18 protein-coding genes are annotated in these 23479 nt (G+C 52.8%); 12 read left to right on the top strand and 6 right to left on the bottom strand.

All coding sequences use genetic code 11. From position 1 onward, the window contains the following. Positions 1-33 precede the first annotated feature (33 nt). From BD749_RS00885 to BD749_RS00870, 4 genes are all read left to right on the top strand, one after another. Positions 34-318 carry an antibiotic biosynthesis monooxygenase family protein gene (locus BD749_RS00885; RefSeq protein WP_245868586.1) on the top strand — a complete coding sequence of 95 codons (285 nt, stop codon included), beginning with the start codon at positions 34-36 and terminating at the stop codon, positions 316-318. Positions 319-366: 48 nt separating this feature from the next. After that, positions 367-870 (top strand): ankyrin repeat domain-containing protein, encoded by a 504-nt coding sequence (locus BD749_RS00880; protein WP_101442498.1) that lies wholly within the window; start codon positions 367-369, stop codon positions 868-870. Positions 871-903: 33 nt separating this feature from the next. Further along, complete coding sequence (gene hrpB, locus BD749_RS00875) at positions 904-3441, top strand: ATP-dependent helicase HrpB (RefSeq protein WP_101442497.1); 2538 nt, start codon at positions 904-906, stop codon at positions 3439-3441. Positions 3442-3632: 191 nt separating this feature from the next. Continuing rightward, positions 3633-3863 carry a hypothetical protein gene (locus BD749_RS00870; RefSeq protein ID WP_101442496.1) on the top strand — a complete coding sequence of 77 codons (231 nt, stop codon included), beginning with the start codon at positions 3633-3635 and terminating at the stop codon, positions 3861-3863. 593 nt (positions 3864-4456) lie between these two features. On the opposite strand, the gene BD749_RS00865 is transcribed toward BD749_RS00870, so the two are convergent. The 3 genes from BD749_RS00865 to BD749_RS00855 all read right to left on the bottom strand — a co-directional run bounded on the left by BD749_RS00865 (position 4457) and on the right by BD749_RS00855 (position 8046). Beyond that, entirely contained in the window at positions 4457-5845 is a 1389-nt protein-coding gene (locus tag BD749_RS00865) for a M16 family metallopeptidase (protein ID WP_101442495.1), read from the bottom strand. 5 nt (positions 5846-5850) lie between these two features. Then, positions 5851-7302: a M16 family metallopeptidase gene (locus tag BD749_RS00860; RefSeq protein WP_101442494.1), complete on the bottom strand. Its 1452-nt coding sequence runs from the start codon at positions 7300-7302 to the stop codon at positions 5851-5853. Positions 7303-7488: 186 nt separating this feature from the next. Further along, positions 7489-8046, bottom strand: a complete 558-nt coding sequence (locus BD749_RS00855) for a fasciclin domain-containing protein (RefSeq protein ID WP_101442493.1) — start codon at positions 8044-8046, stop codon at positions 7489-7491. A gap of 102 nt (positions 8047-8148) precedes the next feature. Between BD749_RS00855 and BD749_RS00850 the strand changes: the two genes are divergently transcribed. Together BD749_RS00850 and BD749_RS00845 are read left to right on the top strand one after the other, a co-directional pair. Continuing rightward, positions 8149-9762 (top strand): class I SAM-dependent methyltransferase, encoded by a 1614-nt coding sequence (locus BD749_RS00850; RefSeq protein ID WP_101442492.1) that lies wholly within the window; start codon positions 8149-8151, stop codon positions 9760-9762. A 10-nt stretch (positions 9763-9772) separates the two neighbouring features. Further along, on the top strand, positions 9773-10222 hold the full coding sequence (locus BD749_RS00845) for a GNAT family N-acetyltransferase (RefSeq protein ID WP_101442491.1): 450 nt from the start codon (positions 9773-9775) through the stop codon (positions 10220-10222). 57 nt (positions 10223-10279) lie between these two features. Here BD749_RS00845 and BD749_RS00840 read toward each other — a convergent pair whose 3' ends face one another. Further along, positions 10280-10834 carry a YceI family protein gene (locus BD749_RS00840; RefSeq protein WP_101442490.1) on the bottom strand — a complete coding sequence of 185 codons (555 nt, stop codon included), beginning with the start codon at positions 10832-10834 and terminating at the stop codon, positions 10280-10282. Between the two features lie 412 nt (positions 10835-11246). On the opposite strand from BD749_RS00840, the gene BD749_RS00835 reads away from it, so the two are divergent. Next, a complete protein-coding gene (locus tag BD749_RS00835) occupies positions 11247-13178 on the top strand; it encodes a M13 family metallopeptidase (RefSeq protein WP_101443567.1) in 1932 nt (643 codons plus the stop codon). 106 nt (positions 13179-13284) lie between these two features. Here the strand turns inward: BD749_RS00835 and BD749_RS00830 are convergent, their stop codons facing one another. After that, positions 13285-14808: a malate:quinone oxidoreductase gene (locus tag BD749_RS00830; protein WP_101442489.1), complete on the bottom strand. Its 1524-nt coding sequence runs from the start codon at positions 14806-14808 to the stop codon at positions 13285-13287. A 304-nt stretch (positions 14809-15112) separates the two neighbouring features. Here BD749_RS00830 and BD749_RS00825 point away from each other — a divergent pair, with 304 nt between their 5' ends. The 5 genes from BD749_RS00825 (at position 15113) to BD749_RS00805 (ending at position 22601) form a co-directional block, all read left to right on the top strand. After that, positions 15113-16120, top strand: coding sequence for a hypothetical protein (locus tag BD749_RS00825; RefSeq protein WP_143741206.1), 1008 nt, complete (start codon positions 15113-15115; stop codon positions 16118-16120). Between the two features lie 414 nt (positions 16121-16534). Further along, positions 16535-19042 carry a penicillin-binding protein 1A gene (locus BD749_RS00820; protein ID WP_101442487.1) on the top strand — a complete coding sequence of 836 codons (2508 nt, stop codon included), beginning with the start codon at positions 16535-16537 and terminating at the stop codon, positions 19040-19042. Between the two features lie 258 nt (positions 19043-19300). Further along, positions 19301-19975 (top strand): response regulator transcription factor, encoded by a 675-nt coding sequence (locus BD749_RS00815; protein ID WP_101443566.1) that lies wholly within the window; start codon positions 19301-19303, stop codon positions 19973-19975. Continuing rightward, positions 19975-21246 (top strand): sensor histidine kinase, encoded by a 1272-nt coding sequence (locus BD749_RS00810; protein WP_101442486.1) that lies wholly within the window; start codon positions 19975-19977, stop codon positions 21244-21246. The genes BD749_RS00815 and BD749_RS00810 overlap by 1 nt, the downstream gene beginning before the upstream one ends. An 80-nt stretch (positions 21247-21326) precedes the next feature. Beyond that, positions 21327-22601, top strand: a complete 1275-nt coding sequence (locus BD749_RS00805) for an SdiA-regulated domain-containing protein (protein ID WP_245868583.1) — start codon at positions 21327-21329, stop codon at positions 22599-22601. Positions 22602-22640: 39 nt separating this feature from the next. On the opposite strand, the gene BD749_RS00800 is transcribed toward BD749_RS00805, so the two are convergent. Next, entirely contained in the window at positions 22641-23462 is an 822-nt protein-coding gene (locus BD749_RS00800) for a phosphatase PAP2 family protein (protein ID WP_101442485.1), read from the bottom strand. Positions 23463-23479 lie beyond the last annotated feature (17 nt).

Genomic DNA, 23479 nt, shown 5'->3' with positions numbered 1-23479 from the left:
TTCAAATTTTAAATACGAACTATGTATATAGCCATGAGCCAGTTTGAGGTTGCCAACGGAATGGCAGCCGACGTGAAGGAAGCATTTGTGAACCGACCGCACATGGTTGATCATGAGAAGGGTTTTCTGGGTATGAAGGTATTTACACCGCAGGAAAACGAAAACGAGTTTTGGGTGATGACCACCTGGACTGATGAAGTATCATACAAAGAATGGTACAAGCAGCACATGAAGGAATCGCACCAAGGTATACCAAAAGGGTTGAAACTGGTACCTGGTAGCCTGAAAGTACGTTTTTTTGACATGGTGAGCGACTAAAGAGAAATTTTACCGTAGGAAAGGGCAAAACCAAATGCCCTTATACCTATGACGTTCCATTCAACCAGACCCGTTGATATTTTATTTGATGCCGCCCGACGCGGCGACCTGCCCCTGCTGAAACAACTGATTGACGAAGGAGTCGATGTAAACGAGCCAGGCCCGCGTGGCTTCACGCCCCTGATCATTGCGACCTACAATAACCAACCCGAGGCGGCCCGTATGCTGCTCGATGCCGGGGCCGACGTCAATGCGCAGGATCTGGCAGGTAACACCGCTCTGATGGGCCAGTGCTTCAATGGCTACGAAGGTATAGCCGAGCTATTGCTGGAACACGGTGCCGACCTGGACCTGCAAAATGGCAGTGGCGGTACTGCCCTGATGTTTGCCACCATGTATGGCCGTAACAACATGGTTAAGTTTATGCTCGAGCACGGTGCCAACCGGGAACTCCGTGACGCCCGTGGCCTGACCGCTCAGCAAATGGCAGCACAGGTCGGCAACGAAGAGGCCCTGAAACTATTCGAAGCCCCCACCGAAAGCACAACCTGATAAGTTTATTTATTTTTCGGAAATTGCGACGACATGTCGTACGCCATACCTGAACTACCGGACCTGCCTGTAAAAGAGGCGCTCCCTGACCTGCTGCAGGCACTCACTACCGCTAATCGTGCCGTGTTGGAAGCTCCCCCGGGAGCCGGTAAAACAACGCTGGTGCCACTCGCTTTGCTACAAGCCGACTGGCTGCAGGGCGGCAAGGTACTGGTGCTGGAACCACGTCGCCTCGCTACCCGGGCCGCAGCGCAGCGCATGGCTGATCTGATGCAGGAACCACTGGGCCAGACGGTGGGCTACTGGGTGCGCATGGAGCACGTGGTATCTGCCCGCACACGCGTGGAGGTAGTAACAGAGGGCATCCTGACCCGCATGCTACAGGAAGACCCTGCCCTGGAAGGTGTGGCGGCAATTCTTTTCGACGAGTTTCATGAACGCAGCTTGCAGGCTGACCTGGGTCTGGCACTCGCGCTGGATGCGCAGGCTGTGCTTCGGCCTGACCTGCGTATCGTGATCATGAGCGCCACCCTGGATGCCACAGGTATAGGCATATGGTTGCAGGCCCCCGTGATCCGAAGCCACGGACGCCTCTACCCAGTCGAGACGCATTACCTCAGCCCTTCTGAAATGGCGGCGGCCGGCAGCCGACCTGCAGAGCGACTGCAGCAGCTGGTACCCAAAACCATCTTCAGAGCGCTGCGCGAAGAACCCTCCGGTGACTTGCTCGTTTTTCTGCCAGGTATGGGAGAAATGCGCCGGGTGGCAGAGCAGTTGGAAGACAGACTTCCGGCCAGCGTCGAGCTGCACTTGTTGCACGGAGATCTGGCACTTAGCCGACAGATGGCAGCCATTCAGCCCTCTCCTGCTGGTTTCAGGAAAATCGTATTGGCAACAAGCATTGCCGAAACCAGCTTAACAATAGAAGGCGTAAAGATTGTCGTGGATGGCGGCTATGCACGTGTACCCCGTTTTATGCCACGCACCGGCCTCACAACACTGGTTACCACCCCTGTTTCAAAAGCAGCTGCAGACCAGCGCCGTGGCCGTGCGGGCCGTTTAGGCCCGGGAGTCTGCTACCGCCTCTGGTCCACAGCCGATCAGTTGCAATTGCCGGAGCGGCAGGTACCCGAAATTTGTGAGGCCGACCTGTCAGGTATGGCGTTGGAGCTGGCCTTGTGGGGTGTAAAGGACGTCAGTACACTGCAGTGGCTGGACACCCCGCCTGCCGCCGCGCTCTCTTTAGCCCGCGACTTGCTGCTGCGCCTGGAGGCCATAGACGTGACCGGCCAGGCTACAGCCCACGGCAAAGCCATTGCCTCCATGGGCCTGACACCCCGCCTCGGGCACCTGGTGATCAGAGGCCATGAACTGGGACTGACCGAGACGGCTTGTACGCTGGCGGCCTTACTCGCTGAGCGTGATGTTATCCGGGCGCAACAACCGCTGAGCAGTCCCCTGCCAGACTTATCTCTGCGGCTGGAGCTGTTGGCAGGAAAACGCCCTCCTATACCTGGTTTTGTTCGGGATGACAACGCCATTCGACGCGTGCAGGAACAGGCCCAACACCTCCGGCAGCGACTCCGTGCTCCTAAAGGAACCATCGAGGTGCATGCAGCCGGCCTGCTCACCGCCCTGGCTTATCCTGATCGACTGGCGCAGCGCGAAAGTACGGGGAGAGTGCGTCTGATTACGGGCCAAAAGGCATCCCTCCCTACCGAATTGTTTTCTGAGGCGGCGTATTACGGCATCGCTCACCTGGATGCAGGGCCACATCCGCGTATCTTGCTGGCAGCTCCCTTGAGCATAGACGAAGTGCTCGAACATTTTAAAAGTCAGTTAGAACAGCTGGAAGAGGTTCGCTGGGACCAGGCAAGTGGCCGTGTGCAGGCAAGACGCATCATAAAACTCGGCGCACTGGTGCTGGAAGAAAAACAACTTGCCCAACCCGACCCGGAACAAGTACAGGCTGCGTTATTACAGGCACTTCAGGAGAACGGTATAACTCGATTACCCTGGTCCGATGAAGCGATCCGCACACGTCAGCGGCTTACATTCCTTCAGCAACTCGCGCCGGAAAATTGGCCCGACATGTCGGATAAGGCATTGGAAGACACCATGGAAGAATGGTTGCTACCACACCTGGCAGGCCTGCGCAGCTTGGAACAGGTTTCCCGGCTGGATCTGAATAACATACTTCTTTCTACGCTTTCGTGGGAGCAACAGCAGGAACTCGACAAGCTGGCGCCTACACACCTGCAGGTACCCAGCGGTTCGCGCATCGCCGTGGACTATACGGATGCTGCCACGCCCGTGCTGGCAGTGCGTTTGCAGGAGGTGTTTGGCTTGCTCGACACACCCCGTATCGCAGCAGGCAAGGTGCCCTTGCTGATGCACTTACTCTCGCCGGCCTCCCGCCCCGTGCAAGTGACCCGCGACCTGCGCAGTTTCTGGCACACTGGTTATTTCGAAGTGCGCAAAGACCTGCGCGGAAGGTATCCAAAACACCACTGGCCGGATGACCCACTCACGGCCATACCTACACGCAGTGTAAAAAGGAAAGGTACCTGATCTGAAATAGAAGATTAGTTTCCTGAATCTGCTTCACAGCTATCTGATTTATCATTATACCAAGAATATAATACTATTATATTTCTGATTTACAACCTTTTATATTTATCATTTCGTACAATTATTAAACATTGATCCTGCTTGCTTTAAAGACAGGCGATGTATTTTAGTTAAGCTTAAATGATAAAACCATGAAAAAGATATTTTATGCAGCCTTCGCGATCATGTTTGGTAGTATGGGGCTGGTAGCCTGCGATAACACCAACAGAGAGGGCACAACTGCCAGCGAAACCGAACGAGTAGTAGACCGCGACTCTGTGGCAACCGAATATGAAGTAACTGAAACGGTTGTTGACTATGACACAACAACCAATACCAAGAAAGTTGAAGTAGATCGGGATAAAGACCGAGATAATAATTAAAAAAAATTTGGGTGCATTGTAACCCATCACAAAATGCCACCGTATAAAAGAACGGCTAAAAGTTGAAAAGTTAATTGTTACAGACTAATCTTTTCAATAGAGAAGAGCTCCTTTACGAAGGAGCTCTTCTTATTTTATACCTCTCCCTAAAGTTTCTACGCATTCTTTTTCAGCCATACCTTAGTAGCTAAAATAGCTTCAAAGCAATTCATACTTCAGAAAGTCAATAATCTATACTTGAAACTAGGAAGCTGCTATACCTTTATAAGGTATAAGGGTGCGTTGACGTCAATACAATGAATTCTGTGAGCAATAATGAATTTTCGGGGCAGTATGGCGTATTAAAAACCAACCCCGAAAAAAAATTAAAAATATTTTCAGAGATTCTGTAACCTCATTAAAACTGTACCCGTAAAAGAGAATGGCTAAAAGTTGAAAAGTTAATTGTTACAAACCACAAATCTTTTCAATAGAGAACAGACTCCTGAAAAGGGGTCTGTTCTTGTTTTATACCTACCCCAACCAAAAAAAGGGAGACCTGAAAAAATCAGGTCTCCCTTTTTTTGGTTTGTACTTGCGCACTACAGCGGGTTCTATTTCAGTTCTGCCTGAAATTTCTTTAACTGAGGATCAATTACTTTTTTATCGCCCACAACCACCAGCGTCATACTCTTGGGTTTCATGTACTTCTGGGTAGTTTGCTGTACTTGTTGCGGCGTAATGGCGTGGATATTCTGCACCTGGTTTTCCAAGAAAGAATCCGGCAGCCCGTGCAGTTTCAGGAAATTAAGCTGCGACACGATGCCCGAAGGCGAAGAGTTTCGCAAGACAAACAAACCGGCCTCGTAATTCTTTATACCTTCCAACTCTTCAGCTGTGGGAGCTTCTGTGCCCAGGCGATTGATCTCGTTCAAAATTTCACGCAATGAGTTTCCTGTGTGCTCGGTGGTGACGTCGGCTACCTGCGCCCAATCCCCTACCCGGTAGCGGGCGGCCAGCGTGCTGTAGGGCGAGTAGGTATAGCCTTTGTCTTCGCGGATGTTGCGGGTGATGCGTGAGCCGAATGAGCCACCCAACAAGGAATTGGTCACGCGAAGAGCCATGTAGTCTGGGTGTGAAGGGTCTACCACGGGTAAGCCATACACAATAGTGGACTGCGGTGCACCTGGCCTATCAATTACGATCAGGTCGCTTTTGGTAACCGGCTTGGCCACCATGATCTGCGGCTCGGCCCCTTTCCGCCAATCGCTCAACTGACTGCTAACGGCCTCTTTCATGGCGCTCTGGTCAAATTTTCCGGCCACGTATACGGTTGTGCGGTCGGCACCGAACTGCTGTTCGTAAAACTGCTGCACCTGCTCCCTGGTAAAGCCGTCGATCACTGCGTCTGAAGGGAAGTCACGACCGTATGGGTGGTTCGGGTAGAGTGCCCCTCTGAACTTGGATTGGGCAATGGCACCTGGTTGCTGGCGCAACAGGTTATTCTGGCGCTTGAAGTCGTTTTTGATGCGGCCCATCTCAGCCTCCGGGAAGGCAGGGTTTTTGAGCAGATCTGCCATGATTTCAACTAACTGAGGTCCAAACTCCGACAGCGCCGAACCGGATATCCAGGTCTCGTTCGGGCCTACACTCACGTAAAGCGAGCCACCCAGACGGGCCACTTCCTCGGCCAACTGCCGGGCATTTCGTGTAGCCGTGCCTTCCTGCATCAGGCTGCCCACAATCTCTGCCAGCCCATTTTGCTGTGCTGTTTCGTGTACGTTGCCTACTTGTACCACCATGCTCACCACCACCTTGGGAACCTCACCATAGGGCACCAGCACGGCCGTTAGACCGTTATCCAGATCAAACTCCTGCTTGGCAGGCAGTTTAAAATCACGCGGTTGACCTCCTTCCGGCGGCGTTTGTTTTTGGCCCACCGCTATACCTGACGGCAGGCTCAGGAGGGCAATCAAGGCGATTGAAAATATTTTTTTATACATGGCGCTTAGCTTTTTGCAAGTGGGTTAACAACTAATACAGTGCGGTTGGTAGGGCGCAGGTATTCCTCTATGGTCTTTTGGAGCAACTCCGGAGTTACTTTTCGGAATTCTGACTCGAGGCGGTTAATACGGGCCGGATCATCATCGAACAGCGCAAAAGTGGCGAGCAGGTCGGCTTTGCCGAAACCAGAGGAAGCGCTTACCTGATCGTAAAGCGACGAGCGCATCTTCACAATCGCCAGGTCAATCAACTCCTGGTCTATCCCCTCCTGTTGCAGCTTCTGAATCTCCGCATCCAGCACTTTCACCACTTCATCGGCCTTCACATTCTGATCGTGTATCAGACTACCCATCCAGAGCATCGGGCCGTTGTAATTGAACATGTTGCCCAAGAAAGCGTTGATGCCGCCATCCACCGAGCCGGTATAGCCCCGCTCCTGCACCAAAGCCTGGTACAGCCTGCTGTCGTTGCCCTGCAGCAGAATCTGGTCCAGCAAACCCATGGCGTAGTACTCCGGAGTGTTTCGCTCCGGCATGTGGTAGGCGAAAGCCAGTGCCGGTCGGTTGGCCAGTTTATCGTCTTTTGTAAATCGCTGCTCTTTTTCCTGCCGCGGCTCCGCCAGATCAACGGGCGCAGGCAGTTTAGCGGAAGGAATACTGCTGAAGTACTGCTGAATCCAGCGCTTGGCATCACCTGTCTCAAAGTCTCCGACCACAACAAGCACGGCATTGTTAGGCGAGTAAAAAGTATCGAAAAAGGATTTTACATCCTCCAGGTTGGCAGCGTCCAGATCTTTCAGGTCTCCGTAGAAATTATGCGCATTGTACCAGTTCTTGTTGGCGTACTGCGGCATGTCGAGCCAAGGGAAGCCACCGTAAGGTTGGTTGAGCACGTTCACCTTCACCTCGTTTTTCACCACACCCTGCTGGTTGGTCAGGTTCTCCTGCGTGATGTTGAGGCCCTTCATGCGGTCAGCCTCGGCCCAAAGCATGGTTTCCAGTTTGTGTGCCGGCACAATCTCGAAGTAGTTGGTGAAGTCGAAGCGGGTAGAGCCATTCAGGATGCCGCCGTTTTTCTGCACCAACTGTATAAACTCCATCTTGCCCAAATTCTCCGAGCCCTGAAACATCATATGCTCAAACAGGTGGGCAAAGCCGGTGCGGTCTTTGGGCTCAATCCGGAAACCAATGTTATAGTACACGGCGATGGTGGCGATCGGAGCCGTCTTGTCCTGCGAGAGCACGACCTTCAAGCCATTGTCCAGGGTATAGTAGTCAACAGGAATCTGGTATGCTGAGGTCTCAGCAGCATTTTCTGTAGCCGGGGCAACCGTTTCGGCGGTGGCCACTGTAGTGTCGGGAGTTGAGGTGGTGGTGCGTTGCCCGCAGGAGCTCCAGCTGAGCACAAGTGCAAGAGCGCCCCATCTAACATAGTTTAAAAGAAGTGTTTGATTCATTATGCGCTGATTTTAAGGGTTAAAAATGGGTAAGCCTTAATTCAGAACATTCTACGTAAATAAACTAAATAATATTATATAAAATATGTTAATTTTTAAAATAAACTATAGGCTATATAAATAAAAAGCCTGTGCATAATCTCTTCATGCACAGGCCTCAAGGTTTTGGTATTTTACTATAACAGCTTATTCGGGCAACAAGACCTGATCGATTACGTGAATGATACCGTTTGAGGTAGGTATGGAAGATAGTATCTTAACGCCGTTAACAGTAGGCTGATCGCCCTTCAGGCCCAGCTTAACGCGGCCACCGTTCACTTGTCCGAGGGTCATGTCATTGTCGAATCGCTCGGCAGGTATAACGCCTACGTATACATGGTACTGCAGAATATTACGAAGGTCGCTGCGGCTCTCGGGTTTCAGGAGACCGTCGACTGTACCTGCGGGCAGTTTATCGAACGCAGCGTTGGTAGGGGCAAATACCGTAAACGGACCAGCGTTGGTCAGGGCATCTACCAGTCCGGCTGCTTTCACGGCGGCTACCAGCGTAGTATGATCCGGTGAACCGGCTGCTACCTGCACCACATTCTGCTGCGACTGGTCGTCAGCCACAGCAGATTGTCCTGCAGACTGGCTTGTTTCGGCTTCGGGAACTGCCGCGGTCGTTTCCTGCTGAGTTTGCGTGTTGCAAGAGGTCAACAGACCAAAAACAACTGCGAGTAAGGCTACATGTAAACTTTTCATTTTCGTTAGGTGGTTTAGTTTGATGATGTAATATTCCTTACTTTCCGTTTCATTAAATATGATTGTGATTAGTCAGAAAGATGATATTCGTTACTATTTGATATGAGAAGCAAAAACGAACTGCGTGAAACCATTTTTCGTCACCTGGATGGTATAGTAACTGCTCCTACGGCCTATTCTTTGGCAAAGAACGGCGTACTCGACTACCTGCTGCAGCAACAGAAGGCCAGTCTGAATGAACTGGTTAACCGATTCAAAGCGAACGATGGCTACCTGAACGTAGCCTTGCGTGTGCTCTGCTCGCAGGGATGGCTCGAGCAGCAGCTCAACAACGCAACCGATACGGTAACATACCGGCTTACCGAGCACGGCCGGCTGGCTTTTCCGTTGGTATACCTTTACGAGGATGTGGTAAAGCTCATGCAAGTTTCCGGCAACTACCATCCGCGCAAGTTCGAGAAAGAGCCCTACCAACTCTGGACGAAGGTAGCTGACAGGTATAGAGCAGGATATGGTTTGACGCTGTCTGATAATTTGGAAGAGCGGAGCGTACAGGAGCAGGTGCTGAAACACATCGAGGGCCTGCTGATGGGCCCTTCAATCGTATTGCTGGGTATGAATGGCATGTTCCATAAATACTTCATGGAAAGTCGCTTCAGCCCGGAGGAGTTTCATGAGAACCACCAGGATTTCCGCAACATACTGGACCTCTTCGCACACCTGGGCTGGTTCAGGAAGGTGCGCGACCAGTATGAGTACACCGACGAAGGCATTTTCTTCGCCAAGCGGGGCAGCGCCTATGGTGTCACGGTGTCCTACATCCCTACTTTCCGCCACCTCGACGACCTGATCTTCGGAAACCCGAATGTGCTATGGGATAAGCCCGAAGGAGCGCCGGAACTGCACGTTGATCGGGAGATGAACGTGTGGGGAAGTGGCGGGGCGCATGCCACCTATTTCAATGTCATCGACGAGATCATCATTGAGCTGTTTAACCGGCCGATACACGAGCAGCCGAAAGGCATACTGGACATGGGTTGTGGCAACGGAGCCTTTTTGCAGCACATGTTTGAAGTGATCGAACGGCAAACGGCCCGGGGCAGGATGCTGGACCAGTACCCGCTCTTTTTAGTAGGAGCCGATTACAACCAGGCAGCACTCAAAGTCACAAGGGCCAACCTGATCAAAGCCGACATCTGGGCGAAAGTGATCTGGGGAGACATCGGCCGGCCGGACCTGCTGGCAGAAGACCTGCGTGAGAACTACAACATCGACCTGAAAGAGCTGTTAAATGTCCGTACCTTTCTGGACCACAACCGCATTTGGGAGCAACCTACACACCGCATGGAAGGAAGGCTGAGCCAGTCGACGGGTGCCTTCGCTTTCAGAGGAAGGCGCATCCCCAACAACGAGGTGGAGGACAACCTGCTGGGGCACCTCAAAAAGTGGACGCCTTATGTGGATAAGTTCGGTCTGCTGACCATGGAACTGCATACCATCCCCCCTGCCCTGGCAGCTGCCAACCTGGGTAAAACAGCCGCCACAGCATACGACGCAACACACGGGTTCTCAGACCAATACATTGTAGAAGTGGAAGTATTTCATAAAGTAGCAAAGGAAGCCGGCCTATACCCTGAGAAGGGTGCCTTCCGTCGCTTCCCTGACTCCGACCTGGCAACCATCAGCATCAACCTGCTGAAAGGCAAAAACCAGTAAAGCTAGACCGATGGTGACCATTCGCAAAGCCGAACTGAGCGACCTGAAAGCTGTCAAAACTATTGATGAGCTGCTGTTCGGTGCAGATAGTTATCCCCTGTTTGTGCTGCGCCAGTTCTACGACACAACAGGCGATTACCTGCTCATAGCGGAAACAGGTGGGCAGGTAGCGGGCTACATGATTTCCCATCTGGAGCAGGAAAGTCGGAAGGGTTGGCTGCTGTCGCTGGGCGTGCTACCTGCGCACCGTGGTAAGGGTATCGGGCAGAAACTGATGGCGGCTACTATTGCCTCCCTGGAAGCAAAAGGGGCCACCATGCTATACCTTACCGTGCACCCCGCCAACGCTGCAGGCATCAGCATCTACACCCGTCTTGGTTTTGTAGAACGGGAGCAAGTAGCGGACTACTACCTCGATGGCAGCCCCCGGCTGATCATGAGCAAGCAGCTTCAGTCATAAGCGGCTATACTGCTGGTTCAACTCAAGGACTTTCAGTAAATCATCCTGAATTGCATTTCAGTAGATCATCCGGAATTGCACCTGCAGCTTATCTTTTACCTTCATGCTCAAAATGGAGGGGCGCCTGATCCGGAAGGCATCTAAGCTGATATCAAAGCCGCCTTCCACCAGCAGGTTTTCTCCTTGCCTGCTTTGCTGCGCCACGAAACTGAGCTCTTGTGTCACGCCATGAAATGTAAGCAAACCGGTGACCGTTAACGCAGCGTCGCTTGAGACGATTTCAGAACTTACGAATGTTACGTCAGGGTATTTATCCGCTTCGGTTACCTTAAGCATATCCCGGTCGCGGGCACGGTTGCCACTATCGAAAGACCGGACAGGGACCGAAACATGGACCCGTACTAGCCGCTCCCCTGTATCCGACAACTCTAGCTGGCTCTGCACCTCCTGACTGCTACCCTGCACGATGTGCAAAGGATGCACTAAGGTATAGCCAATCGTGCTTCCTGCTTTTGCAAGCCTCGGGGACTGCTGCGCCATGGCCACAGTTAGCCTGGCCATGCCCAAAAGAAACATGACCAGGTATAAGGCACCGACTACTGTAGCTTTCATACTGAATTATACTGGCAGGTATAGACAAGGTTGAGAAAGGAAATCAGGAAACACAAAGACAATGTTGCGAAACCGGGAAAAACTAAATGAGGTTCTCCTGTGTTATAGCAGAGGTTGCCCGATGGCACCGTCCAAAAATAAACCGCATTTATTTCGCTAATTAGCCTTATTTTAGGGCACCCAAATGGATTCTGCCCGCAGAATATCATTTTGAGCATTCTAAAACAATCAATCTAACATGAAAAACACAAAAGACACTGCTAATCTGTCACAGACTGTGAGAGAATCGTCTGTCTGGAAGAACCGCCTGAGGCTTTTGCTATTCGGTGCGGCTACTTTCTGCGCGATGGAAGTATCGGCCCAGAACGGCGGCAAACCTGCCGGCCAGGATAAGTTCATCGACAAGTCGAACATGGACACGGGCGTGAAGCCGGGTGACGACTTCTATACCTATGCCAATGGCGTGTGGCTGCGCAACAACCCGGTGCCGGCCAAGGAAACGCGTTGGGGCAGCTTTAACCAGCTCCGCGATTTCAACATCATCGCCGTTCGCACAATCCTGAAAGATGCCGCCGCCAAAACAAACGCACCGGCTGGTTCTGTAGAGCGCCGCGTGGGCGACTTCTACGCTGCCGCCATGGACAGCGCCGCCATTGACAAGCTCGGCTATGAGCCGATCAAAGCTGATCTGGAGCGCATCAAAGGTATAAAAGATGCCAATGGTGTTTTGAACGAGGTAGCGTACCTGCGCACCTCCGGCTCGGGCGCACCGATGTTCGGCTTCTTTGTGGGCCAAGACCGCAAGAACGTGGAAGTAATGATCCCGCAACTGAGCCAGGGTGGCACGACCCTGCCAGACCGCGACTACTACCTGAAGAACGATGCCCGTAGCACCCGCATTCAGGATGCCTACAAAAACTACATCACAAAGCTCTTTACCCTGACCGGCACTGATGAGGCCACTGCGAAGAAGAACGCTGAGATGATCTTCAACATCGAGAAGCAACTGGCTGCTGCCCAGATGGCACGCGTAGAGATGCGCGACCCGCACAAAACCTACAACAAATTCGCCGTTGCCGACTTCAGCAAAACCACGCCGAACATGGACTGGAAGCAGCTGATGGCTAAGATGAAAGTAAGCGGTGAGGACACCCTTCTGGTAAACAACCCGAAGTTCTTCACAGAGCTAAACGACATGCTGACCGCCACCCCGGTTACAGACTGGCAGACATACCTGCAGTGGAACGTGCTGAAATCCGCAGCGCCATACCTGAGCTCAGACTTCGTGGATGCAAACTTCGCGTTCACGCAGACGCTGACCGGCCAGAAGGTGCAAACCCCACGCTGGCAGCGCATGTCGCAGCTGACAGACGGCACTATAGGTGAGCTACTTGGCCAGCTATATGTACAGAAGCACTTTAAGCCGGAGGCGAAAGCCCGTATGGACGAGATGATCGCCAACCTGATCAAAGCCTACGAGATCCGTATCAAAGGCCTGGACTGGATGTCTGCTGAGACGAAGGAGAAAGCCCTTGCCAAACTGTCTACTTTCCGTCCGAAAGTAGGCTACCCGGAGAAGTGGAAAACATACGATGGACTGGACATCAGCCGCAACAGCTTCTTCCAGAACGTGCGCAACGCCGGCCAGTGGGGCTACAACGACATGGTGAGCCAGCTGGGCAAGCCGGTTGACAGAACCAAGTGGGGCATGACGCCTCCGACCGTGAACGCCTACTACAGCCCGGTGATGAACGAGATCGTGTTCCCGGCAGGTATCCTACAGTTCCCGTTCTTCGACCCGAACGCGGATGATGCGGTAAACTACGGCGGCATCGGTGCGGTAATCGGACACGAGATCTCCCACGGTTTCGATGACTCCGGTAGCCAGTACGACAAAGACGGCAACCTGCGCAACTGGTGGACCGACACAGACCGTGCCCGCTTCCAGGAGAAGGCTGACCAGCTGGTGAAGCAGTTCAACGACTACACTGTGCAGGACACTATCCACGTGAACGGCAAATTGACGCTGGGCGAGAACATCGGTGACCTGGGTGGCTTGAGCGCTGCTTACGAAGCCTTTAAGATGACCAAGCAAGGAAAAGGCAAGAAGAAGATTGATGGCTTTACGCCTGACCAGCGCTTCTTCCTGGCCTGGGCTCAGGTATGGAGAACCAACATCCTCCCAGAGACTGAGGCACAGCTGATCCTGACAGACACCCACTCACCGGGCAAGTACCGTACGATCGGTGCACCAGTGAACATGGACGCCTGGTACAAGGCCTTCAACGTGAAGCCTGGTGATAAACTGTACATCGCGCCACAAGACAGAATCAGAATCTGGTAATTGCCGCGTGGTAAATGAAGAAAAGCCCTCCCGACTGCTTAGTCGGGAGGGCTTTTTTATGTCTCCGGAGTACCGTATACAGGCATAGACACAAGAGATAATCCGCCTATACCTGGCTGTCTACCTTGTCCTGCAGGCCGAGCACCTCATTTGTCCAGGCACGTACCTGGCGTAGCAAAGCCGGATCTTTTGCCAGCGATTCGCCATAAGATGGAATCATCTGTTTTAGTTTCTGTTGCCAGGCGGCCGATGCCATTTGCTCAGGGAAGCAGCGGTGCAGCAAATTGATCATGATGGAAACTGCAGTGGAGGCGCCCGGAGAAGCCCCCAGCAGGGCGGCCAGCGATCCGTCTGCCCCTGCCACGACCTCCGTTCCGAACTCGAGTACGCCACCATGTTTCGGATCCTTCTTGATCACCTGTACCCGCTGCCCGGCCACTTCCAGTTGCCAGTCCTCGCTTCGGGCCTCCGGGTAGTATTGTCGGAGCGCCTCTACCCGCTCGTCCGGCGACTGCCGTACCTGGTTGATCAGATACTGGGTAAGCGGAATATTACGCACGCCTGCTGCCAGCATTGGGTGCAGGTTGTTCACTTTCAGCGACAAAGGCAGGTCAAAGAAAGAACCGTTCTTCAGAAACTTGGTTGTGAAACCAGCATAGGGCCCGAACAATAACTCGCGCTTGCCATTGATGAAGCGGGTATCCAGGTGGGGCACCGACATGGGTGGCGAGCCCACGGAGGCTTTCCCGTATACCTTGGCATGATGCTGCGCGATGACGTCCGGGTTAATGCATTTGAGCCACTGCCCGCTCACCGGGAATCCGCCGAAGCCCTTGCCTTCCGGTATACCTGACTTAAGCAGCAGCGGCAGAGAGCCACCACCGGCACCAATGAAAACAAAATTACCTCTTACCTTGTGCTTCGTCTGCGTCTCCCGATGCCGGACCCGTACACTCCAGCGGTTATCAGGGCGTTGCTTCAGCTTCCGTACATCGTAGCCGAAATACAGGTTCACCCCTTCCATTTCGCTTAGTTGCTCAAACATGCAGCGTGTCAGCGCCCCGAAGTTCACATCTGTGCCCAGGTCCATCCTGGTGGCGGCCACTTTCTGTAGCAGGTCACGGCCTTCCATTACCAAGGGTATCCAGGCCTTCAACTTGTCCACGTCTTCAGTGTACTCCATTCCCTCAAAAAGATGGCAGGCCGACAGGGCCTCATAGCGTTTCCGCAGATAGTTGACGTTGTCATCGCCCCACACGAAGCTCATGTGCGGAATGCTCCGGATAAAGTTGCCAGGCAGGTTCAGGCGATTTTCCTGGATGAGATAGGACCAGAACTGACGGGAAATCTCAAAGGACTCGGCAATGCTGACTGCCTTGGTGGTATCGATGCTAGCATCTGCCTTCTCCGGGGTGTAGTTCAGCTCACAGAAGGCCGCATGGCCGGTTCCGGCATTGTTCCAGGCATCGGAGCTCTCGGCGGCTGCTTCCCCAAGCCTTTCGAGCACCGTTATGCGCAGATCGGGCTGCAGCTCTTTGAGCATCACGCCTAGTGTAGCGCTCATAATACCGGCTCCTATCAGTACGACATCCGCTTCGGAGACATCAGGCAGTGTGCGTTCAATATTCATAAATATTCCAGCTTAGTGTTCAGTAGCTATACTACGCAGCCAGCCACGCGGGGTAGGTTGCGCAATAATTTATTTGATTATTTTCAGGTTGCCAAATCTTGGTCAAACTAGCCTATCGCTGGGTAAACTGTCAGAAACTACTGGCGAACGAATAAGCAATTCTATTCGATGAAAGAATAAATTATAGTAATTTAAATGTCTTGAACTCAAATACTTATATTTCGGTTTTTAGAACACCACAAACCAATACCGCGCTGCCTATACCTGCTGACAGGTCCCCCTGTCTATGAAACAAATGACACATATGAGTACGATAATTTCTAATGTACCACTACCACAGTACGGTGGTCATGGTTCGCCCGCTTCGACCACATCTGCACAAGAAACTGATGTCCTTTCCGTATGCTTTTGCCCGCATCTCAAATTGCTTTGCGGCAAATGGGACCGCTTTCCTACGTCAGCGGAGCTAAGGCAGTCAATTCGACTGTTGGCGCGTGCCGTGGCAATCCTGAAAGCAGAACTAATGCTGGTCGAACTACCCTCGCAGTACCAGGTTTCTGAGGAAGATCAGCAGTGGGCCAAAAAATTCACTAAGGAAGCGCTGAACTACACATCAATTAAACGGGTTGCCCGCATTGTACCTAAAGACGTGCTAGGCCCGATACAACAGACTTTGCAGGAGCTGGACAATATGCCTTACGAAGCCCAATTATTCAGCGACCGTAAAAGCGGCCTGCAGTGGCTGCTGCCAGACCATTACCAGGCCATAACCGATGAGGCATTCATTCCTGTCCCGCTCCACTTTAACTTGAAGCTTATTCGCACGGGCATAAAAGAAAGAGGCCACGCGGCTGTACCTGTGGGGCTGGCACAGCGTGGCAAGCCGACCAACGTGGAGGAGCCCCTACCCGGCTTGCTTACCATAGAAACCGATTTCGTGTCGATTACTTTGGACAAGGCAAAAAGCCTGATGAACATCCGTTGGAAAAAAGCGCCACAGAGCCGGCAGTACCGGTATGGCATGCTAAAGGCAGCACGCGCCCTGATTGAGCACCGCTTAGAACGTCTGCTACTCAACAACCAACGCCTGGGCATGCTCACGCTCGAAGATCAGGGATGGCTTGTGGCAACCTCCCGGGAAATAATCCCTAAAATGAATCTGCGAAAGCTGGCCGTGATCAGCTCAGCCGATGCCTTGCAGCAGATGAGCAGCGAAAACATCGGCCAAAAGTTGAAGCAGGCTGCACTCGACCACAAGGCAAACTACTTCCTGGCTGAAGAGGATGCACTGGAATGGCTGGTAGAGGATTAATTTCAAAATATAAAAAATGGGAGTAGGTGACACTGGTTGCTTACTCCCATTTTGCTTACCTAAATTGTGGTCTATCCCTATGTTGCCTAAAACAAGTCCCCTTACCCAAGCCTTTCCCACGAAGCCACATCTAGCCATCTTTCGATCATCCCAAAGTTTCCGGCAAAATGCCTTGCTTTGAAACTCAGCATTGTATTCTTATCCCTCCAATGGGTTAATGGGGTAGCTTAGCTGCTCTCAAAATGAATATTATATGCTTTATTTGCGTTCTTATCCGGAGCCTTTCTAACAGCACGGAACGTTCCTGAAGTGTTTTTTCACGTATGGGCTCTGAAAACAAGGCAAGGTATGGCGTGGTTATTGCCTGCCTCCTGGCTGTAGCTGCCATAGCGGCTGCGCAACTACTTACCTTATATGAAGCGATTGCTTGTAAAGCTAATAAGATTAACCACATACGGCCTCCTGGTGCCTGTTCTTTCGTTTCTGGCGACACAGTTCCGCCTGTTCTTTCAGAGCCAGAAACCAAAGTTCACAGCCGCCTACTGGCAGCAGAAATGGCAGGCAATACGCCAGTTTAACCCGCTTAAGCCCCGTATGTCAGACCTGCGGGCCATCCTGCGATTCACGTTGAAGGGCGCGCTGTTTTTAGTGCTTGCCTTTACAGTCTTTTACCTGGCCGTTTTTACAGGTATAGTGGGGGGTGCTATCCCTTCGCGTGCCCAACTGAAAGCCATCCAGAACAACACAGCCTCTGAGGTATACTCAGATGACAATGTGTTGCTGGGTCGCTACTACATACAGGACCGCACCAACATCCGCTACGACGACATTGCACCAGTCGCTATCGACGCCCTGGTAGCGACGGAGGATGTGCGTTTTTACGAGCACAGCGGTGTGGATGCGCGCAGCCTGGCACGTGTGTTCATCAAGACGTTGCTGATGGGCCAGGAAAGCTCTGGCGGTGGCAGCACGCTCAGTCAGCAGCTGGCAAAGAACCTCTTTCCACGCAAGGGACGCCGCATCTGGGAGATGCCCATCAACAAAATGCGCGAGATCATCATTGCCAGAAAACTTGAGAGCATCTACTCTAAGCAGGAGTTGCTGGAGCTATACCTGAATACCGTGCCGATGGGTGGTAACCTTTACGGCATTGAGCGGGCCTCGCGCCGTTTTTTTAATACCACCGCCGACTCGCTTAAAACTGAGCAGGCCGCCGTGCTGATCGGTATGCTGAAAGCCACGACCAGTTACAACCCACGCCTCTACCCGGAGCGCTCCCTGCAGCGACGCAATGTGGTGCTGAACCAGATGGCCAGGTATAGCTACCTCACCACGCAACAGGCTGATTCCCTAAAGAAAATACCTCTCAAGCTCAACTATCGCTACATCACGCATAACGATGGCATGGCACCCTATTTTCGGGAGCAGCTGCGCCAGGAGCTGGTGCAGTGGGCCGCCACGCAGCGCAAGCAAAACGGACAGCCCTACAACCTCTATACCGATGGCCTGAAGATTTATACCACCATCGACTCGCGCATGCAGCGGCACGCCGAGCAGGCCGTGCGTAAAAAAATGGCACAGCTGCAGCAGCAGTTCGACGCGCACTGGAAGGGCCGCACACCCTGGGGCTCTGATGCCTCGGTGATCCAGTTGGCTATGCAGCGCTCCGACAGGTATAAGAAACTGAAGGCAGGTGGTGCCGGTGAAGCTGAGATACTGGAGAATTTCCGGCAGCCGGTGAGCATGCAGGTGTTTAACTGGAAAGGCAGCACCACCAAGCCCATGACACCGATGGACTCCCTCCAGTATTACCAGCGCTTCCTCAATACAGGCCTGTTGTCGATGGAGCCTGCCACTGGCTATGTACGTGCCTGGGTGGGCGGCATTGACCATCACGCCTTCAAATACGACCATGTGCGCTCACGCCGCCAGGTGGGCTCCACGTTCAAGCCATTTGTGTATGCCGCCGCACTCGAGAAAGGTATAAAGCCCTGCGATTATTTCCCCAACGAGCTCACCTCTTACCCCGAATACGAGGATTGGTCGCCACGCAACTCCAACGGACAGTATGGCGGCGAGTACACCATGCGCGGAGCACTGGCGCAGTCCGTTAACACTATTTCCGCGCACCTGATCCTGGAGACGGGCGTAGACCGTACAGTGGCGCTGGCCAAACGCATGGGCATCCAGCAGGATTTGCCGCAGGTGCCTTCTCTGGCGCTTGGTACGGCCGACTTGTCGCTGTTGGAAATGGTGAGCGCGTACTCGGCCTTCGCCAATGGCGGGTACAAAACGGCTCCCATTTACATTGAACGGATTGAGGACCGCCAGGGCCGCGTCATTCACCAACACCGAAGCGGCAGCGGTACCCAGCGGGTACTGTCGCGGGACAACGCGGCAGTGATGCTGCACCTGCTGCAGGGCGTGGTGGAAGAAGGCAGCGCCGCCCGTTTGCGCACAGAATACGGCCTGCGCATGGACATTGCCGGCAAAACAGGCACCTCGCAGGAACATGCCGATGGCTGGTTCATTGGCATTACGCCGGAATTGGTTACAGGCGTTTGGGTTGGGGCGGAAAGCCCGAAAGTGCGGTTCAGAACGATCAGTGAGGGCCAGGGCTCACGCACCGCCATGCCTGTGTGGGGAGAGTATATGCGCCGCATCGCGCAGGACAAGGAGTTTGCCAGTTTGCGCACCGGCCGTTTTGCTCCGCTTCCCTCCCATTTGCAAGGCATGGTAAACTGCCCATCTTACCGTGATGCTCCGCCCGAGCCGGATAACATCTTCGACCGGATTGCCGAGCGGGTTGTGAAGACCTACGAAGATTGGAAAAACCAGGCAAAGAGTAACCGCGAAAGGAAAAAAGAGGAAAAGCGCCGCAAGCAGGAAGAGAAAAAGGAACGTAGAGTCCGCTGGTTCTAAGCAAATAGGACGCTTATACCTAGGGCGCAGAGTATGTATAGATCACTGCTTATACCTCATCTCTAGCGTTCAACTTAACATTTGGCTGGGTTCTCCTCATCGCTATACCAGAGCAAGCCAGCTGTAGCCACTTCCGCAATTTTGCAAGGCGTATGCCTCAGGCTATTCTGTACCGCATGGGCTATACCTGAGCAATAGCTCAGTGAAACAGATTATCTTCAGATTCTTTCCGTATACTGCGTGAAATATGCCAATCAGATGAAACTGCTGATAATTGAAGATGAAAAGGCGCTGAATGCGTCTATGGTCACCTACCTGCAACAGGGCGGCTATACCTGCGACACGGCGCTGACCTACCACGAAGGCTCCCGCTTGCTGGCCGACCAGCACTATACCTGCGTGCTAATCGACCTGACCCTGCCGGGTGGCAACGGTCTGGACCTGGTGCGCCTGCTTAAGAAAAATAACCCCGACACGGGTATTATCATCATCTCGGCCAAGAACGCGCTGGACGACAAGATCACCGGGCTGGAACTGGGCGCAGACGACTACCTGACCAAGCCTTTCCATCTTTCTGAGCTCAATGCCCGGCTACGCTCGGTTATCCGTCGCCGTAATTTCAATGGGCAGAAAGTGATTCGCATCGGAAGCCTTGAAGTTTTCCCGGAGTCGGCGGAGGCGCATGTAAAGGGGCAGAAACTCACGCTGACAAAAAAAGAGTATGACCTGCTGCTCTACTTTGTCACGAACAAGAACCGGGTACTCACCAAGGACTCCATTGCCGAGCACTTATGGGGCGACCACATCGAATCCCTCGATTCGCTTGATTTTGTTTACACGCACATCAAAAACCTGCGTCGCAAATTGGTGGAGGCCGGCGGCGAAGACCCGATCACGACCGTGTACGGAATGGGTTATAAATTCAGCTTCTGATGCGCATCCTGACCAAAACCAGCCTTTACTATCTTCTAGTTTCTGTGATCGTGTTTCTGCTCGGCGGGCTCAGCTTTTACAAAATCCTCCAGACAGAGATCTACGACGAAGTAGATGACCAGCTCTTTACTGACAAAGAGAACATCATCGAATACATCCGGAAGCACAACGAGCTGCCCAGCGTTACGTCGGGTATATCGGAAGCGATCATCGTTAAAGAGACAGGCGCCCACCCCGGCGCATTGGAAGCGCTCTCGGACACCTTGATCTTCAGTACCTACGATGAGGAGTATGTGCCCTTCCGGAAACTCACCTTCACCACCTACCAATACGGCAAACCGTTCGAGTACACCATCCTCAAGTCGCTCATGGATTTTGAGGACCTGTTTGAGAGCACGATGCTGGCGATGGCCTGGATCTTTGTGCTGTTGCTTGTCGGCTTGGCCGGAGTGAACTACTTCATCAACAAATACAACTGGCGCAATTTTTACGACACGCTCGAGCGGGCTAAACGCTATAGCCTCACCGACCGAAAACCGCTGCTGCTGAAACCAACCGACACGCAGGAGTTTCAGGAGCTGAACGAGGTGCTGCAGGCCATGACCAGCAAGATCCACAGCGACTACCTCAACCTGAAGGAGTTTACGGAAAACGCCTCCCACGAAATACAGACACCGCTGGCCATTGTAAGCAATAAACTCGAGCTCTTCATGCAGTCCGATAACCTGAACATGCAACAGGCTACCATGCTCGAAGAAATGCACGCCTCCATCAACCGCTTGTCACGACTCAACCGTTCGCTTATTTTGCTTACCCGGATCGAAAACCGGGAATTCTCGGAAAACGAGGTGATACCACTGCATGAGTTATTACAGGAGCAGCTGGACCAATTGCACGAAATGATGCTGATGCACCACATCCGGGTGGAGATCGAAGCAATGCAGCCCGTTTTTGTGGAGATGAACATTGGCCTGTGCGAAATCCTGATCTCCAACCTGCTGCTCAACGCTATCCGGCACAACAGCGAGGGCGGCATCATCCGGATCAGCCTGAAGGCGGACGAACTGTGCATCAGAAACTCAGGAGAGCCGGCAACAGATGAGCCGGTGACTTTGTTTGAGCGCTTCAGAAGCGGCAACAAACTGTCGGGGTCGCTGGGCATTGGCCTCGCGCTGGTCAGCAAGATCAGCGAGCTGTACCGGCTCACCCCCTCCTATACCTACGAAGAAGGCCTGCACGTACTTCGGCTTAAGTTTCCGAAAAAAAATTAGCCAAACAGCTTTTCTTCAGATTTGCTTCAAATTCGGCCAGTATACCCGAGCAGAAACACACAAAGAATGAGAAGCATATTATGAAACATACTTTTTTATGGGCGATGGTGCTTGTAGCCGGCACAAGCCTGAGCAGCTGCGATCAGATCTGGTCCGCCCGGAACGTGCCCGATGCCGTGAAGGTTAAATTTGTGGAGAGCTACCCCACTATCAAGCAAGTAGAGTGGGAACAGACGGACGGCCTCTATGAGGCTGAGTTCAAGATCAGCGGAAGGGAACGGAAAGCACTTTTCAAAGAAGACGGCACCCTGGTCAGCTATATCGAGGAAATTGAAGAGCAGTATTTGCCCAAACGCGTGGTGGCACAGCTTCAGCAGGAGTTTAACCAGTATAAAGTAAGCGAGGTACACCGCATGCAGGAAGGCAATAGTACCAGTTTTGTGATCGAGCTCGAAAAAGGGAGCCGGGACATCTGGCTGCGGTACAGCGAAGCTGGCGAACTGTTGGAAAGGTCCGCCAACGCCACGCCAACAGTTCAAAAACAAGCAGCTTCAATGCTGCCATTAAGCCCGAGCAGAACTTCAGTGGAGGACCTGGGTATAGCAGACAGCCGCTGGGAGCTTCCCACCGAACTGCGGGAAGTATCAGGCATCGCCTTGCTCCCCGATGGCAATATGGCCTGCGTACAAGATGAGGAGGGCAAGATCTTTGTGTATGACCTGAGGCAGAAAATGATCGTAAGGGAAATACCGTTTGCAGGCCCCGGCGACTACGAAGGTATAGCCCTGGCCGGTGAAGACGCCTACATCGTGCGCAGCGACGGTACCCTGTTCGAAATAGCCGGATTTGAGAACCAGCAACCTGCTGTGAAGGTATACGAAGCTAGCTTTCCGGCCACCATCAACATAGAGGGGCTCGCCTACGACCGTGAACAGAACCAGCTGCTGCTAGCGCCCAAAGGCTATGATCCGAAATGGAAAGGGCAAAAAGCTATTTACGCCTTTTCGCTGAACTCTAAGAAATTTCTGCCAGAGCCGGTCATCTCTATTCCGCTGGAACAAGTGGAGCCCCCCAGGAAAGGAAAAAAACTGAAGCTGGAGTATGATGTGCTGCAACCTTCCTCACTCGAAAAGCATCCGACCAAAGACGTGCTCTACCTGCTCGATGCCGTAAACAACCGCCTTTACACCATGACAAGGGATGGGAAACTCAACCGGACACTCAACCTCGACGAATCGCAGCTGCGACAGGCAGAAGGCCTTACCTTTGATCAGGACGGCACACTGTACATTGCCAGCGAAGGAGGCAAGAAAGGAAAAGGGGTCATCCTGAAATACACCAAAGGGATTCAGTAAACATATTCGCCCGACATACCTTGTGCCGGGCGATCTGCTTTAGCGCAGCTGCCAAACCAGGGCGAGTCCACCGGCACCACCACTGTAGTAGGGCATCAGCACCATTTGGCTTTGCTGTCGCTTGTGAAAACTGTGGTCGATGATCTGCTGCATCTTAGGGTATAGCAGGTATACAGCCTCCGCTGACAGGATGCCTATACCTGCACCCGCCAACACATCTGAGAGCCAATGCTTATCGTTGAGGATCCGCAGCGCACCGGTGGTAGTGGCCACGGAATAGCCCGCAATACTGTACCAGATGCTGCGCTTGCCGTATTCTTTATGGAAAAAAGTAGCATAGGCGAAGGCTTTACTGGTATGCGCCGAGGGAAAGGCGTCGTTATTTGAACCGTCGGGCCGGTTGATGGCCGTAATGGATTTGAGATTGTTGGTGAGCACCCGGTTTACAAAATGCGTCATGCCAAGCAGCAGCGCCTGCTCTACATAGTGATGCTCCCCTTTCACGCCTCCCAGATTAAGCCCGACAGTGAGCGCCAGCGGGGCATGGTATAAATAGTCGTCTACGTGGGTATAGAAACCGGCATACTCGCGCTGTACAGCCCGCCTCAGGCCACGGCTCCCTTCAAACAATCCCTCGTCATCCATGTGCGTAACGCCCAGCCCGATCAACAGGACAGGTATAGCCGCTTTTCGGGCCAGCGGGCTAAGTTTATTGGAGGGAGCTACCTGTGCGGTAGTATCGGCTGGTTGGCTGGCAACAGCTGTATCGGGCACTTGCAAGGCTAAATCAAGCGGTTGATGCGCCCACGCTGTTGTTGAAAGAAAAAAAATCAGGACCAGTGAGTAGAGATATTTCTTCATAAGACAGGCTTTTGCTT

The sequence above is a fragment of the Pontibacter ramchanderi genome (genome assembly GCF_002846395.1).
In the GTDB taxonomy this organism is placed as follows: domain Bacteria; phylum Bacteroidota; class Bacteroidia; order Cytophagales; family Hymenobacteraceae; genus Pontibacter; species Pontibacter ramchanderi.
The sequence above is the reverse complement of the archived record's forward strand: the minus strand, read 5'-3'. Positions and strand labels throughout refer to the sequence as shown.

Coding starts and splice junctions, on each gene's coding strand:
- BD749_RS00815 (WP_101443566.1), top strand. CDS start 19,301: ATGAAACTGCTGATAATTGAAGATGAAAAGGCGCTGAATGCGTCTATG.
- BD749_RS00845 (WP_101442491.1), top strand. CDS start 9,773: ATGGTGACCATTCGCAAAGCCGAACTGAGCGACCTGAAAGCTGTCAAA.
- BD749_RS00860 (WP_101442494.1), bottom strand. CDS start 7,302: ATGAATCAAACACTTCTTTTAAACTATGTTAGATGGGGCGCTCTTGCA.
- BD749_RS00880 (WP_101442498.1), top strand. CDS start 367: ATGACGTTCCATTCAACCAGACCCGTTGATATTTTATTTGATGCCGCC.
- BD749_RS00850 (WP_101442492.1), top strand. CDS start 8,149: ATGAGAAGCAAAAACGAACTGCGTGAAACCATTTTTCGTCACCTGGAT.
- BD749_RS00835 (WP_101443567.1), top strand. CDS start 11,247: ATGGACACGGGCGTGAAGCCGGGTGACGACTTCTATACCTATGCCAAT.
- BD749_RS00810 (WP_101442486.1), top strand. CDS start 19,975: ATGCGCATCCTGACCAAAACCAGCCTTTACTATCTTCTAGTTTCTGTG.
- BD749_RS00830 (WP_101442489.1), bottom strand. CDS start 14,808: ATGAATATTGAACGCACACTGCCTGATGTCTCCGAAGCGGATGTCGTA.
- BD749_RS00800 (WP_101442485.1), bottom strand. CDS start 23,462: ATGAAGAAATATCTCTACTCACTGGTCCTGATTTTTTTTCTTTCAACA.
- BD749_RS00870 (WP_101442496.1), top strand. CDS start 3,633: ATGAAAAAGATATTTTATGCAGCCTTCGCGATCATGTTTGGTAGTATG.
- BD749_RS00885 (WP_245868586.1), top strand. CDS start 34: ATGAGCCAGTTTGAGGTTGCCAACGGAATGGCAGCCGACGTGAAGGAA.
- BD749_RS00855 (WP_101442493.1), bottom strand. CDS start 8,046: ATGAAAAGTTTACATGTAGCCTTACTCGCAGTTGTTTTTGGTCTGTTG.
- BD749_RS00820 (WP_101442487.1), top strand. CDS start 16,535: ATGAAGCGATTGCTTGTAAAGCTAATAAGATTAACCACATACGGCCTC.
- BD749_RS00865 (WP_101442495.1), bottom strand. CDS start 5,845: ATGTATAAAAAAATATTTTCAATCGCCTTGATTGCCCTCCTGAGCCTG.
- BD749_RS00840 (WP_101442490.1), bottom strand. CDS start 10,834: ATGAAAGCTACAGTAGTCGGTGCCTTATACCTGGTCATGTTTCTTTTG.
- hrpB (WP_101442497.1), top strand. CDS start 904: ATGTCGTACGCCATACCTGAACTACCGGACCTGCCTGTAAAAGAGGCG.
- BD749_RS00805 (WP_245868583.1), top strand. CDS start 21,327: ATGAAACATACTTTTTTATGGGCGATGGTGCTTGTAGCCGGCACAAGC.
- BD749_RS00825 (WP_143741206.1), top strand. CDS start 15,113: ATGAGTACGATAATTTCTAATGTACCACTACCACAGTACGGTGGTCAT.